Annotated in this window: 11 protein-coding genes; 8 read left to right on the top strand and 3 right to left on the bottom strand. The window is 73.0% G+C overall.

The window, feature by feature from the left end; translation table 11 throughout:
• Window positions 1–42 precede the first annotated feature (42 nt).
• Window positions 43–1,989 (bottom strand): molecular chaperone DnaK, encoded by a 1,947-nt coding sequence (gene dnaK / locus ACFYMO_RS31165; protein ID WP_388550733.1) that lies wholly within the window; start codon window positions 1,987–1,989, stop codon window positions 43–45.
• Window positions 1,990–2,042: 53 nt separating this feature from the next.
• A complete protein-coding gene (locus ACFYMO_RS31160) occupies window positions 2,043–3,152 on the bottom strand; it encodes a ferritin-like domain-containing protein (RefSeq protein WP_388550730.1) in 1,110 nt (369 codons plus the stop codon).
• Window positions 3,153–3,353: 201 nt separating this feature from the next.
• Between ACFYMO_RS31160 and ACFYMO_RS31155 the strand changes: the two genes are divergently transcribed.
• The 6 genes from ACFYMO_RS31155 to ACFYMO_RS31130 all read left to right on the top strand — a co-directional run bounded on the left by ACFYMO_RS31155 (window position 3,354) and on the right by ACFYMO_RS31130 (window position 8,970).
• Entirely contained in the window at window positions 3,354–4,301 is a 948-nt protein-coding gene (locus tag ACFYMO_RS31155) for a diiron oxygenase (RefSeq protein WP_366772944.1), read from the top strand.
• 118 nt (window positions 4,302–4,419) lie between these two features.
• On the top strand, window positions 4,420–5,187 hold the full coding sequence (locus ACFYMO_RS31150) for a TetR/AcrR family transcriptional regulator (protein WP_366772945.1): 768 nt from the start codon (window positions 4,420–4,422) through the stop codon (window positions 5,185–5,187).
• A 32-nt stretch (window positions 5,188–5,219) separates the two neighbouring features.
• The gene (gene soxR / locus ACFYMO_RS31145) at window positions 5,220–5,858 is read left to right on the top strand and encodes a redox-sensitive transcriptional activator SoxR (protein WP_388550727.1); all 639 of its coding nucleotides are present in this window, start codon (window positions 5,220–5,222) and stop codon (window positions 5,856–5,858) included.
• A 4-nt stretch (window positions 5,859–5,862) separates the two neighbouring features.
• Window positions 5,863–6,138 (top strand): hypothetical protein, encoded by a 276-nt coding sequence (locus ACFYMO_RS31140; protein WP_388550724.1) that lies wholly within the window; start codon window positions 5,863–5,865, stop codon window positions 6,136–6,138.
• A 340-nt stretch (window positions 6,139–6,478) separates the two neighbouring features.
• Window positions 6,479–7,342: a hypothetical protein gene (locus tag ACFYMO_RS31135; protein ID WP_388550721.1), complete on the top strand. Its 864-nt coding sequence runs from the start codon at window positions 6,479–6,481 to the stop codon at window positions 7,340–7,342.
• A gap of 530 nt (window positions 7,343–7,872) precedes the next feature.
• Window positions 7,873–8,970 (top strand): NlpC/P60 family protein, encoded by a 1,098-nt coding sequence (locus ACFYMO_RS31130; RefSeq protein WP_388550719.1) that lies wholly within the window; start codon window positions 7,873–7,875, stop codon window positions 8,968–8,970.
• Window positions 8,971–9,053: 83 nt separating this feature from the next.
• On the opposite strand, the gene ACFYMO_RS31125 is transcribed toward ACFYMO_RS31130, so the two are convergent.
• Window positions 9,054–9,878 (bottom strand): protein phosphatase 2C domain-containing protein, encoded by an 825-nt coding sequence (locus tag ACFYMO_RS31125; protein WP_366772949.1) that lies wholly within the window; start codon window positions 9,876–9,878, stop codon window positions 9,054–9,056.
• 535 nt (window positions 9,879–10,413) lie between these two features.
• Between ACFYMO_RS31125 and ACFYMO_RS31120 the strand changes: the two genes are divergently transcribed.
• Window positions 10,414–13,488, top strand: coding sequence for a nitrate- and nitrite sensing domain-containing protein (locus tag ACFYMO_RS31120; RefSeq protein ID WP_388550716.1), 3,075 nt, complete (start codon window positions 10,414–10,416; stop codon window positions 13,486–13,488).
• A complete protein-coding gene (locus ACFYMO_RS31115; RefSeq protein WP_388550713.1) occupies window positions 13,485–14,159 on the top strand; it encodes a roadblock/LC7 domain-containing protein in 675 nt (224 codons plus the stop codon). The genes ACFYMO_RS31120 and ACFYMO_RS31115 overlap by 4 nt, the downstream gene beginning before the upstream one ends.
• Window positions 14,160–14,182 lie beyond the last annotated feature (23 nt).

The following is a 14,182-nucleotide window of genomic DNA, read 5'->3' as shown; positions in this document are numbered from 1 at the left end:
CGCAGGCCCCCGGACCGGCCCGGCCCCGGCCGGGAGGACCGGTCAGGATCCTCCGGGGCCGCCCCCGCCGCTCCCCGGTCCGGTGGAGCCGCCGGGCTCCTCGTCGTCGACGATCTCCGCGTCCACCACGTCCTCGTCCCCGGGTGCGCCTCCCTGGCGCGGCTCCTCACCCGTCGTCTGCTGCCCCTCCGCACCGCCGGACGGCCCGCTCCGCGCCTGCGCGTACATCGCCGTGCCGATCTGCTGTGCCGCGGCGGCGGTACGGTCGACGGCCTCGCGCAGCGTCGCGGTGCGCTCGGTGGCCCGAGCCGGGTCCTCGGGCGTCTCGGCCAGCCTCGCCCGGAGGTCGGCGAGGGCGGCCTCCGCCTCGGAGCGGGTCTCGGCCGGCACCGTGCCCGGACCGGTGTCGGCGAGCAGTCGTTCGGTCTGATGCACGAGTTGCTCGGCCTGGTTGCGCGTCTCGGCGGCCTCGCGGCGCCGCGCGTCCTCCTCGGCGTACTGCTCCGCCTCGTGCACCATGCGCTCGATGTCGTCACGTGGCAGCGCTGAGCCGCCGGTGACCTGCATCTTCTGCTCCTTGCCGGTGCCGGTGTCCCGGGCGGAGACGTGCATGATCCCGTTGGCGTCGATGTCGAAGGTGACCTCGATCTGCGGGACGTTGCGCGGCGCCGGGGGCAGGCCGGTCAGCTCGAACACTCCCAGCCTCTTGTTGTAGGCGGCGATCTCCCGCTCGCCCTGGAAGACCTGGATCTGCACCGACGACTGGTTGTCCTCCGCCGTGGTGAAGGTCTCCGAGCGCTTGGTCGGAATGGTGGTGTTGCGCTCGATCAGCTTGGTCATGATGCCGCCCTTGGTCTCGATACCGAGGGACAGCGGGGTGACGTCCAGCAGCAGGACGTCCTTGACCTCGCCCTTGAGCACGCCCGCCTGGAGCCCGGCACCGATCGCCACGACCTCGTCCGGGTTCACCCCCTTGTGCGGATCCCGGCCCGTGAGGTTCTTGACCAGGTCCGTCACCGCGGGCATCCGGGTGGAGCCGCCGACCAGGATCACGTGGTGGATGTCGGACAGGTCGACTCCGGCGTCGTCCACCGCCTGGTGGAAGGGCACCTTGCAGCGCTCCAGCAGGTCCTCGGTCAGCTGCTGGAAGCGGGTCCGGGTCAGCTGCTCCTCCAGGTGCAGCGGCCCCTCGGCGGTCGCGGTGATGTAGGGCAGGCTGATGGTGGTCTCGGTGGCCGAGGACAGTTCGATCTTCGCCCGCTCGGCGGCCTCGCGCAGGCGCTGCACGGCCATCCTGTCCTGGGACAGGTCGACGCCGTGCGCGTTCCTGAAGCTTTCGGCGAGGTGGTCGACCACGCGCTGGTCCCAGTCGTCACCGCCCAGGTGCGTGTCCCCCGCGGTGGCCTTGACCTCCAGGACGCCCTCGCCGATCTCCAGCAGCGACACGTCGAAGGTTCCGCCGCCCAGGTCGAAGACGAGGACGGTCTGCTCCTCCTCCTTGTCGAGACCGTAGGCGAGGGCCGCGGCGGTCGGCTCGTTGACGATGCGCAGCACCTCCAGTCCGGCGATCTCGCCGGCCTCCTTGGTGGCCTGGCGCTGCGCGTCGTTGAAGTACGCGGGGACGGTGATGACGGCGTCGGTGACGTCCTGGCCGAGGTAGCTCTCGGCGTCCCGCTTGAGCTTCTGCAGGATCCGGGCGGAGATCTCCTGAGCCGTGAACGACGTCCCGTCGATGCTCCCGGACTCCGGGAAGCGCCAGGCGGCCTCCCCCATGTGGCGCTTCACGGAGCGCACCGTGCGGTCGACGTTGGTGACCGCCTGCCGCTTGGCCACCTCGCCGACGAGCACCTCGCCACCCTTGCCGAACGCGACCACGGACGGCGTCGTCCTGGCGCCCTCGGCGTTGGCGACGACCACGGGTTCACCGCCCTCCAGGACGCTGACCACCGAGTTCGTGGTGCCGAGGTCGATTCCGACAGCGCGTGCCATGGCCGTCCTCCTCAGGAGCGCCGGCCTCCGCGAACCGTGGAGTGCCGGATGGGCTACCCCTGAGTCTTGCCTTCCTCGATGGCTTCGGCCACCTCAGCCGTCCGTTCGGCTTCCTCTGCGGCGAAGCGCTCGGCGTCCAGCTTCTCGGCGATCTCCTCGTCCTGGGCCATCAGCAGGTCGAGGTTCTGGTCGCCCATCTCGAAGACGCCCATGTCGACGTAGGCGCGCTGGAGACGTTCGCCCCACAGGCCGATGTCGCGCACACAGGGCACGATGCGGCTGAAGAGCAGCTTGCGGAAGAGCTGCAGGTACTCCGACTGCTCGCTGAAGGTCTCCGCCTCGGCCCGCGGGATGCCGAAATTCTCCAGCACCTCGACGCCCTTGAGCCGGTCCCGCATCAGATAGCAGCCCTCGATGACGAACTCCTCGCGCTCCCGCAGTTCCGCGTCGGAAAGCTGCTTGTAATAGTCGCGCAGCGCCATCCGTCCGAAGGCGACGTGGCGGGCCTCGTCCTGCATGACGTAGGCGAGGATCTGTTTGGGCAGCGGCTTGTCGGTGGTGTCCCTGATCATGCCGAAGGCGGCCAGTGCCAGTCCCTCGATCAGCACCTGCATGCCCAGGTACGGCATGTCCCAGCGGGAGTCGCGGAGGGTGTCGCCCAGGAGCGACTGGAGGTTGTCGTTGATCGGGTAGAGCATGCCGACCTTCTCGTGGAGAAAGCGGCCGTAGATCTCGGCGTGCCGGGCCTCGTCCATGGTCTGCGTCGCGGAGTAGAACTTCGCGTCCATGTCGGGAACCGACTCCACGATCCGCGCGGCGCACACCATGGCGCCCTGCTCGCCGTGCAGGAACTGGCTGAACTGCCAGGAGGCGTAGTGCCGGCGCAGTTCTCCGCGCTCGGCCTCGTTCATCTTGTCCCAGTAGGCCGTGCCGTGCAGCGTCATGGCCTCGTCAGGAGTGCCCAGCGGGTCGAACGGGTCGACCTCCAGGTCCCAGTCGATGCGCCGCTGCCCGTCCCACTGCTTGTCCTTGCCCTTCTGGTACAGCGCGAGCAGACGGTCCCGCCCGTCGTCGTACTCCCAGGAGAAGCGGGCGGTGCCGGAGGCGGGGACCTGCCAGAGAGGGGCGTCGGTTGCGTGCACATAGAGATCGTGTGTGGACACGGACATCTCCTTTGGTCACGGACTGCCCGGTGAGGGTGGATAGTTGGCAGGCTCACACGTGGGTTACTGCACGGTCAACAAGTTGCGCGCAAGGGATTGACGTCCTTGCTGACACGCAGTCTCATAAGAGAGGACAGTAGATGTGACCGCCGGTAACGCCCACGGGAGCGCCGGCGCCGCCTGACGAAGAGGTGCCTCAGCATGACGACAGCGCCTGACATCGCCGAGAAGGAACAGCAGGTGCTCAAGGACGCCCTCGGCCTGCTCAAGGACCGCGAACAGGTCGCCGAGCGCCTCCTGGAGTCCTCCCGGAAGCACTCCTTCGACCCGGACACCGAGCTGGACTGGGACGCCCCCTTCGAGGACGGCAAGTGGTTCTGGCCGCCGGAGCTGGTGTCGCTCTACGACACCCCGCTGTGGCGGCGGATGTCCGAGGAGCAGCGGATGGACCTCGCCCGGCACGAGGCGGCGTCGCTCGCGTCGCTGGGCATCTGGTTCGAGGTGATCCTCATGCAGCTGCTGGTGCGGCACATCTACGACAAGCCGCTGACCAGCAATCACGTCCGCTACGCACTGACCGAGATCGCCGACGAGTGCCGGCACTCGATGATGTTCGCGCGCATGATCAAGCGGGGCGGCGCACCCGCGTACCCCGTCTCCAGGCTGCACCACAACATGGCCCGGCTGCTCAAGACGATCTCCACGACGCCCGGCTCGTTCACGGCGACGCTGCTGGGCGAGGAGATCCTGGACTGGATGCAGCGGCTGACCTTCCCCGACGAGCGCATCCAGCCGCTGATCCGCGGCGTGACCCGGATCCACGTCATCGAGGAGGCCCGTCACGTGCGCTACGCGCGTGAGGAGCTGCGCCGCCAGATGGTCAGCTGCCCCCGCTGGGAGGCGGAACTGACCCGGGTCAGCTCCGGCGAGGCCGCCCGCGTCTTCTCCATCTCCTTCGTCAACCCGCAGGTCTACGAGAACGTCGGCCTGGACAAGAGGGAGGCCGTCGCCCAGGTGAAGGCCAGCGGGCACCGCCGCGAGGTCATGCAGAACGGCGCCAGGCGGCTGACCGACTTCCTGGACGAGATCGGCGTACTGCGCGGCGTGGGCAGGAAGCTGTGGGTCAGCTCGGGGCTGCTGGCCAAGTGAGCACCCTCGGCGAGCACCGCCGGTGAGGGCCGTCGGTGAGGGCCGCGTGAAGTCCCGGTGAGGAACTCCGGTGCACGCGGAGGGCACCGGTGGCCGCCGGGCGGTTACGCTGCCATGCATGAGCAGCAGCGGCACCGCCCCGGCGTATCGCAGGCTGAGTGTGCAGGAGCGGCGCAGCCAACTGCTCGGACACGCACTGGGCCTGTTCGCGCACCGGCCCCCCGAGGACGTGTCGCTGGACGACGTCGCGGCCTCCGCCGGGGTGTCGCGGCCCCTCGTCTACCGGTACTTCCCCGGAGGCAAGCAGCAGCTCTACGAAGCCGCCCTGCGCAGCGCCGCCGACCAGCTCGAACAGTGTTTCTCCGAGCCGCCGACCGGGCCCCTGACCACCCGCCTGGCCCGCGCCCTCGACCGGTACCTGGGCTTCGTCGACCAGCATGACGCGGGGTTCATGGCGCTGCTCCAGGGAGGCAGCGTGGTGGAGACCTCCCGGACGGACGCCATGGTCGACGAGGTCCGCAGGGACGCGGCCGACCAGATCCTCGCCCACCTGGCGGCGGACGGGGACGGCGGGGGCCGCGGGTCGCCGCGGCTGCGGATGGCGGTGCGCACATGGATCTCGGCGGTGGAGGCGGCCTCGCTGATCTGGCTGGACGAGGGCAAGCAGCCGCCGCTGCCGGAGCTGCGCGACTGGCTGGTGGACCACTTCGTCGCGGTCCTGACCGCCACGGCGGCCGGAGACGCCCGGACGGCGGCCGCGACCCGGCGGGCGCTGGCCCTGGAGGAGCCGGACGGCGCCGTCGCAGACCTGGTCAGCAGAGTGCTGCCGGTGGTCGCGGAGTCCGGTCACCTGCTCCCCGGCCCCATGGGACCGGCCGAGACTTAAAGATTGCTTGAAGTCTGAGCTAGGCTGCGGCCATGCCGACTCAGCTCTCATGGAAGGCCCCGGAAGCCACCGTCGGAGAACTGGCGGAACGCGCGGGCGTGGCCACCTCGACGCTGCGCTTCTACGAGCGCGAAGGGCTCATCCGCAGCCGCCGCACCTCGGGCAACCAGCGGCGCTACAGCCGCGACACCCTGCGCCGCGTCGCCTTCATCAAAGCCTCGCAGCGGCTCGGCCTCCCCCTCTCCGCCATTCGCGGGGCGCTGGCCCTGCTGCCGGAGGGCCGGACGCCGACGCGCGAGGACTGGGCAGCCGTCTCGGAGTGCTGGCGGGAGGACCTCAACCAGCGGATCGCCCTCATGGAGCAGCTCCGCGACCACCTCACCGACTGCATCGGCTGCGGCTGCCTGTCACTGACCTCGTGTGCGCTGGCCAACCCGCAGGACCGGCTCGCCGAACAGGGCCCCGGTGCCCGCCGGCTCAGCCAGCCGTGCGGTCCGGATCCCGCTCACGGTGACGCGTCCGGCTGCCGCGGCGGGGGAGCCACCGGCCGCGCGGGCGCCGCGGCGGCCGCGGGGAACGCGCACGCGGGCACCGCCGACACGGCGGTCGACGCGGCGCCCGGCGGCCTGCGGGCACACGCCGCCACCGCCCGCGCGGCCGAAGGGAACTGAGGCAGTGCGCAGCGAGGAGACGAACTTCCGCGGCGGGCCGCTCGACGGGCGGACGCTGTCGGTGCCGCTAGGCCCGACCGGCAGACCGCCGCGCAGCTACGAAGTACCGGTACCGGATCCGGCGGGCGGCCCGACCGTCGTCCATGTCTACCGGCTGGAGCCTGCCGGGCTGAACAGACTGGGACTGCCCCGGGGCTGGGCGTACGTCTACGAACCCGGAGGGCGACCTGCGAAGGGCCCGCTGCAGCGGTTGCCATGGCGCAGGCGGCGCGAACGCTGAGACCGGTCGGTGCCGGCACGGAGACCGGACGGCACGGGCGCCGGCCCCGGCTGGCGCGACGGCGGCACCGGTGGCGGCTGAGGTGCACGGAGGTACCGGTGGCAACGGTGCGGGCGGCCGCGTCGGGGCGCGGGGGCATCGCCGGCAGCAGGCGGTGCTGCCGACAGGAAGCGACGCTGCCGGCTGGAGGCGGTGCTCGCGGTTACGCGGGGAAGGCGGCCCGGGAACAGCCCCGCCGGGTTCGACGCCCTCCGGAAGGCCGGCCACCGGATGCGCCGGCTCCGGCCGCGGGCGCGCGATCAGCCTGGACAGGACGGCGAAGAGGGGGTTTTCTGCTGGCGTGATCGAAGGCATCGCGCGGCTGCGCGAGACGGATCCCCGGCAGCTCGGCCCCTTCCGGCTCTTCGGGATTCTCGGACACGGCGACGCGGGCGGTGTCTACCTGGCCAAGGGCGCCCCGGGGCGAGGCGGGCGCAAGCGGGCGGCGGCGGTCCGCGCCGTTCGGCCCGAACTGCTGCGCGACCGGCAGCTGCGGGCGCGGCTGCGCCGCAGGACGGCCCGGATCGCGGAAGCAGTGGACAGCCCCTTCGTAGCCGACGCGTTCGGCTGCGAACTCGACAGTGAGCACCCGTGGACCGCCGAGGCCTTCGTGCCGGGCGTGCCGCTGTCCGCGCTGGTCGCCGCCTACGGCCCGCTGCCGGAGATGTCGGTCCGCGCGCTGGGCGGCGGCCTCGCCCGGGCCCTGGCCGCGCTGGACGCGGCAGGAACCGCGCACGGGCGTCTGCGGGGCTCGGATGTGCTGTTGACGGCCACCGGGCCGTGCCTCGTGGACCACGGTCTCGCGCTGGACAGCTCCGGCTCGGGGGCATCGGCGGGCAGGGCCGGGGACGTCTTCGCGCTGGGCACCGTGCTGGCGCTGGCGGCGAGCGCACGGCACCCGTTCGCGGGAAGCCCGCTGCCCGCTGCCGACGAGGCCCCAGACCTGTCCGGGGTGCCCGACGCGCTGTGGGTGCCGCTGCTGGCGTGCCTGCACAAGACCCCCGAGTCCCGCCCGCATCCGGAATCCCTGGCCCGCTCCCTGGACCTCTCCGGAACCGCGACACGTCCGGCACGGGAGTGGCTTCCGGACCCGTATCTCCATGAGATCGGCCGACTCGCGGACACGGCAAGGGCGCTGATCGGACGTCGGGGCCGGAGCCGCTGAGCAGCTGCCCTCGGCCACCGCCGGCAGCACCTCCGTACCTCTGTCCTCGAAGGCGGCTCGACCTCCGCCGGACGCAGCTGGCGGGGGGAGGGCGAGCGTCCCACACGTTCGGGTGATGTGGAGCTGGTCGCCGTCCCTGGACAGGGCGCAGGGGTGGAGGTATGGGCAGGGCGCTTTCGGCGCCCCGAGAACCGCACCCCTTCAAGAGCACTGTTCCGACCAGCCATGAAGCGCCTCGGCCCGGTGAAGACCAGGCCGCACCCCACTGCCGCCTGATGGGAGGAAGAGCCGCAGCCGGGCCGGGGTGCGGGCACGGCGGCCTCTCGTTCGGGTGAGAGCCGTGCGCCCAGCCGCGCAGCTCGCCCTGAGCCGGGGGTCGCGGCCGTGCCACGATCGCGGCAGAGCGGTCGAGGACGGGGAGACGCCGCTCGGGAACGAGGTGCGCGGTGTTGAGGGTGTTGCGGAAGACCGGGGCGCGACGGGCGCGCGGAGAAGGGCCGGGCGCGGTTGCCCGGTCGAGGGCCGGTGCGATGCCGGCGGGGCTGGTGCTGGCGGCCGCGGCCGCGCTGGTGCCCGGCACGGTGGTGGACGCCGGTGCGGTCCCGGCGACGGGGGCGAGAGCGCCCGGTGCTCGGCAGCCGGGTCCGGAACCGGGTCCGCCGAGCGCGCGGCACGGGTCCGTCGGGGAACTGCTGGGCGAGCTGAGCGTGCTGTACCAACGCACGGAAGAGGCTTCGGAGGCGTACAACGGCACGGCGGAGAAACTGAAGGCGCAGCGTACGACGGCCCGGCGGGCACAGGCCGAACTGGGCCGGGCCCGTTCGGTGCTGGCGCGGGAGCGGCGGCGTGCCGGTGAGCTGGCCCGGCAGCAGTACCGGAACGGGGGTACGGGAATCCCCTCCGCGGTGCGGATGCTGCTCACGCGGAATCCCCACCGGCTGCTCGATCGGGGGCACCTGCTCCAGCGGGCGGCGGATGACCAGGCGGACACGCTGGGCAGGCTCGCCCGGGGCCAGCGCCGGCACACGGCCGCGGTCCGCAAGGCACGTGCGGCGGTGACTCGGCAGGAGCGGCTGGCGGACCGCAAGAAGCACCAGCGCGACGAGGTGCGCAACCGGCTGCGGAAGGTCGAGGGGTTGCTCTCGTCGCTGACCGGGGAGCAGCTCGCCCGCCTGAACGCCCTCGAAGGCGAGCGCACGGACGCGGCGCAGCAGAGGTTGGTGGCGGGGGGCACGCTGGATCCCGGCGGCGCAAGCCGGGCCGCTTCGGCTCAGGGGCGGAAGGCGCTCGACTGGGCGCTGGAGCAGATCGGCAAGCCGTATGTGTGGGGTGCCGAGGGACCGGGGGCCTTCGACTGCTCCGGGCTCACCCGGCAGGCGTGGCGCCATGCGGGCCGGGAGATCCCGCGTACCAGCCAGTTGCAGTGGCGTCGGCTGCCGAAGGTGGGGCTGGACGAACTGCGCCCGGGCGATCTGGTGATCTATTTCGAAGGTGCGACGCATGTGGCCATGTATGCGGGAGGGGGCCGCGTGGTGCAGGCCCCACGTCCCGGAGGCGAGGTCCGGCTGACCGAGCTCGCCGTGGACCCGCCCATCGGCGCGGTACGACCGGACGGACGGCGCACGTGAGGCGGGCGGCCTTGGCGCGGCCCAGCGCGGCGGAAGGGGCCCCGGCCCGGGGCTCGCCCACGGGGGCGGTGACGTCCCCGGGCTCAGTCCAGCTCGGCGAGCAGCACCGTGGCGTCGTCGTGCTGTTTGCCGCGCCGGGGTGCCGACTCCGACTCGGCGGCCCGCACGCGCTGGACGAGCGCGCGCGCCCCTTCTTTGCGCACGAGGGCGAGGAGTCCGGCCCAGTCACCGAGGTGGAAGGTCTCCGTCCAGCGGGCCGCGCCGTCGGTGACGGCGAGCAGGGCGTGGACGTCGCCCCTGTGGTGACTGCCCGTCACGGCGTAGGCGGTGACACCCGGATCGGTGGCGGCCGTGTAGAAGCCCCTGCCGTCCGGCGCGTTGCGCAGCGCCTCGACGGCGTCCACGTAGGCCGTCCGGTCGGCCTCCTCGCCGGTCAGACGGGCCCGGTCGCGCAGGTCGCGGACGGTGGCGGGCAGTTCGGCCAGTCGCCGGTCCTGGAGCGGGTGCACCGTGCCGTCGGCGGCCTCCAGGAGGAGCACGGAATCGGACAGCACCAGATGCTCGACCCGCTCCCCGTCCCAGCGGGCGGAGACGACGGTTGCCTGAGGGGTACGGGGGTGAAAAAGATCACATGTGCCGCGATGAGCGTCCGCGGTCCGGACGACGGCGGCACCGAGGCATTCGGCCAGCGACATGTCCCGGCGAGTCCCCGCCAGTTCGAGCAACGCGCCCCCCAGCCGCGCAACGAACCACGGCACCCCGTGACGGCAGCCGTCCCCCTCCGGCGGGGTGACACCGTCCAGCACCACGAGCACCCCGCCGCCGTCGGCAGCGGGAACGGCGGCCGACATGTAGTCCTCGTTGAGGCGTTGGGGGCTGCCGGGCTCGGTGACCATGTCGATGCGCATGCTCCGCAGTCTGCCCGACGGCGGAGCACCGAAGGGCCGGCGGACGGCCGTGCCGCTCACTGCGCACCCGGCCGTCCGCCGGGCCGGGAGGGCACCGGGAGCCCTCCGCCCGGAGCCGCTCCCGGGTACGCGGGCGGCCGGGAAGGCCGGAAAGCGCTCGGACACCGAACGGAACCTATTCCTCCGCACAGTGCGGCAGGCATCCTGCCAGGACCGCGCGCGGATTTCCAACCAGTGCCCGGAGGACGGACATCGCCCGGCTCGGGCCGAGTTGTTCCGCCACCGAGGAGTGATGTTCACTCCTTCGGGTGGCCCAGCAGGGGATTCTCACCCGCCTCAGGAGCGCACTGCCAAGGTCGGTCGTCGAGTGTGGGGACACCGCTGCCGAGCACCGCGCGTCCAGGGGCCCGGAGAGGTAGCTGGGGACGGAAGGACGCGGAGGGTGCCGGCGCGGGGGCGGGGCCACCCTCTCGCCACACACGTTGGACTGTGCCGCCCGGGCTCCGGGAGAGGCGGGACGAGATTGCGAGTGCGGGTGCGGAAGAAGCAACGTCTCAAAGCGGACGTTCCCCAGGCGACGGCGACCGGCACCGGCGCCACCGGGGACGCGGAGGCCACAAGGAGCGCGGAACCCCCCGCTGCGGCGGACACGGAGAACCTCACCCCTACGGGACGTCGGCGCGCGCGGGCGCGCAACCGGCTGCTGGTGTGCGTCGCGGTGGGAGCCGTGGCCGTGGTGGCTGCCGGGGCGCCCACCCTCGTCGCCGGTTCCCGGGACGCCGCCGACGCACAGGACCTCGTCGACCTGGCGCGGCTCGACCAGCAGGCCATCGCCCTGTCCCACTCCCTCGCGGACGAGCGCGACGGAATGGTCGAACGCCACGCCGCGGGTGGCGGCGGGGACAACAGCGGCACGGGCGTCAGCGAGGCCCAGCGCAACCGGGTGGACCGGCTGGCCCGCGAACTGCGTACGGCAGCGGCAGCGGCGCCGTCGGGCCCCGCGGGATCGTCCGCCTCCCCGTCCTCGGTCGCCGAGGCGCTCGAGAAGCTGCCCGGGGTCCGGAAGCGCGCGCTGGCGGGCAAGGGCGACGCGCTGGACTCCTACGACGCCTACTCCGAGATCATCCAGCCCCTCCGGAACCTCACCCGCGGCATCGCCGACGGTCTGCCCGCGCGGGCGGCCGACCGGACGGCGGCGGCCCTCCCCGACCTGGCCCGCGCGGTCGACCAGGCGTCGGCCACCCGCGGGCTGCTGGAAGCGGCACTCGCGGGGCAAGGTGACCAGCGCGCGCTGGTCACGGCGGCGGGGCAGGCCCGGGTCCGGGAACAGGCGGCCCTGGCGGACTTCGAGGAGACGGCCGACACCGCGGCACGCGACCGCTATCGCACGACCGTGAACGGTACGGACGTGAACGTCGCCGAGCGCTACCTGAAGTCCCTCACCGCGCAGAACCGGCTCACTCCCGGAGCGCGCGCGCTGGACCGGGAGCGGTTCGACAGCGCCGTCTCGGCCCGCCTCGCCCATATGCGCGGGGTGCAGTCGTCGTTCGCGGCAGCGGAGACCGAGCGGCTGGAGAAGCTGCGGGACGACGACGTGACGGCACTGCAGTTGCGGGCCGGGCTGGTGGGCGGCTGCCTCCTGCTCGCCGTCGCCGTCAGTGTCGCGGTCGCCCGCTCGCTGACCCGCCCGCTCTCGGTGCTCAAGCGCGGTTCGCAGCGGCTCCTCAAGGATCCGGTGAGCGAGGAACCGATCACCTTCCGCGGCCGCAACGACGAGTTCGCGGACGTGGTGCGAGCGCTCAACACACTGCGGTCCACCGCGGTCGACCTGCGGCGCCGGTCGGCCTGCGCGGAGCAGGAACAGGACCAGCTCGCGGTCGAGAAGGCGCAACTGACCGAGCGCCACCAGTTGCTGGGTGAGGAGTGCGACGCCCTGCGGGAAGAACTCCGAGCGGCGCGCGAGCAGTCGCCCGCCGCGACCCCGCACCGCGCGGCCGTGGCACAGACGGCGGCTCCGGGTGCTCCGGACGGCATCGGCGCGAGTGCGCACGCGGCCGCGGGGGACGGCGCGGCGGCGGACCGCAGCGCGTTCGCCGACTTGGGCAGCCGCACCCTCACACTGGTCGAACACCAGCTCGGCATCATCGAGAGACTGGAGGAGAGGGAGGCCGACCCCGACAGGCTCGACACTCTCTTCAAACTGGACCACCTGGCCACGCGCATGCGTCGGCACAGCGAGAATCTGCTGCTGCTGGCGGATACGGACCGTACCGGACGCCATGACTCGTCCGCGGACGTGGCCCCGGCGCCGCTGTTGGACGTGCTGCGCGCGGCTGTCAGCGAGATAGCGGAGTACGAGCGGGTGGAGCTCGGGACCCCGGCGCCGGAGGTACGGATCGCCGGATCCGCCGCGGACGATCTCAGCCACCTGATCGCGGAACTCCTCGACAACGCGGCGGGCTTCTCCCCGGCCGGATCCGGAGTGCGTCTGAGCGCCCGGCTGCTTGAGGGCGGCGCTGCCCTGGTGTCCGTGGAGGACGAGGGCCGGGGCGTGCCCGAGCCGCAGCTCGCCGAGCTCAACACCCGGCTGGCCGAACCGCGGACCGGGGCCGAGGCCGAGGCGCTGCGGGCGAGCAGCGGCTGGGGCCTGGGGATGTACGTGGTCGGCCGGTTGTCGGCGCGGCACGGGATCCGGGTGGAGCTGCGCGGCCGGGAGGCGGGCGGCACCGTCGCCGAGGTGACGGTGCCCCGGACCCTGCTGCCCGGCAACGGCGACGGGGCGGAGCAGCCACTCGAAGCTGAGGACCACGCACGGACCCTGGACGAGCACCCTCAGGCCGACGAGCAGGTGCACGCGCGGTCGGAGCAGCCGGAGCGGCGGGAGAAGCCGGACGCCGCCGCGGCCGGGGCAGCCGCCTGGCCGGGGGCGGCCGCGTCCCCGGCGGGCGCGGCGGCACCGGGCACATCAGGGGCCGGCGCATCCGGGGCGGATGTCTCCGGCGCCGGTGCAGCAGGGCCGGAGGCGCGACAGGCCGAGCCCCGGGGTCCCCTCACCCATCCGGGCCTGCCGCAGCGGGTGCGGAGGGAGACGCCGCGCGAGTCGGCCGTCCCTCATCCGCGCGGCGGCACCACCGCTGAGGAGCTGCGCCGCAGGCTCGACGGGTTCCAGCAGGGGGCCCGTGAGGGACTCCGGGACGCGGGAGCGCAGGCCGCGCCGTCGACGGCCAGAGTCCCCTCTCCCGCCGGTTCACCCGAGGCCGAACGGATCCGGCACGACGAGCACGCCGGGCACGACGAACGCACCGGACAGGACACGCCGCGCGACGAGCGGAACCGGCCCGCGGCGCTCCGGGAACAGGAGCAACACGCCGCGCACGACGGGCAGGACGCGCAGGATCGGCCCGCCGGGCAGGATGTGCGGGAAGCGCACGAGGCCCATGACGGACCGGAGCCGCAGGACCGGCACGAGCAGCAGGACACTCCGGGGGACCGGGAGGGCCGGGGAAGCGAACGGGAAGCACGGGGCGAGCAGCCCGAGGACATCAGCAGTGCGGAAAAGCGAGCGGGGGCGCAGCTTGACGGTGGTACCGCCGAGGAGGCACGTAGGTGAACCCGCTCAACACGGGCACGTCCGGCAGCGCGGAGGCACGTAACCTTCGCCGGCTGCTCGGCAAACTGGTCGAAGAGGTCCCGGGTATCCGGTCCGTGGCAGTCGTCTCGTCCGACGGCCTGCTGCTGCTCGCGTCCGACCCCGCGCTCGGTGTCGAGCACGGGTCCTCCGCCCTGGGGACCGGCTACGGCCGCTCCGTCGTCGTTGCCGAGCAGGGACGGCGCCAGGAGCAGCAGGCCGGGCTCCGGGAGCAGCAGCCCGCGTACGCGGGGCAGGGCGCGGGGACCCCGGCGGCGGCCCGCGAGGAGGCGGGCGCCACACGGGCGGGCATTCCGGTGCGGCGGCGCGGCGGACGGCCGGCCGCCGGCCCCCGGGGCACCAGCGGGGACCTGGCCGCTCTGGTGTCCGGGGTGGCCTCGCTGACGTTCGCCGCGGCCGAGCTGATGGAGGCCGGTGTGGTGAAGCGGACCATCGTCTCCATGGACGAGGGCGCGCTGCTCGTGATGGCCGTCGGGGACGGCTCGCTGCTGGGGGTGCATGCCGCGGCCGACTGCGACATGGCCGCGGTCGGCTACCAGATGGGGTTGTTCGTCGGCCGGGCCGGGCATGTGCTGACACCCGAGCTGCGCAGTGAGCTGCGGGGAGCGGTGGGCGCGAGCGCGGGTCGGTAGACCGGTAGAGCTGCCGCGGGGCT

This window comes from Streptomyces sp. NPDC007025 (genome assembly GCF_042869455.1).
Taxonomy (GTDB): domain Bacteria; phylum Actinomycetota; class Actinomycetes; order Streptomycetales; family Streptomycetaceae; genus Streptomyces.
Note: the sequence above shows the minus strand (reverse complement) of the source record. Positions and strands in the feature narration are given on the sequence as shown.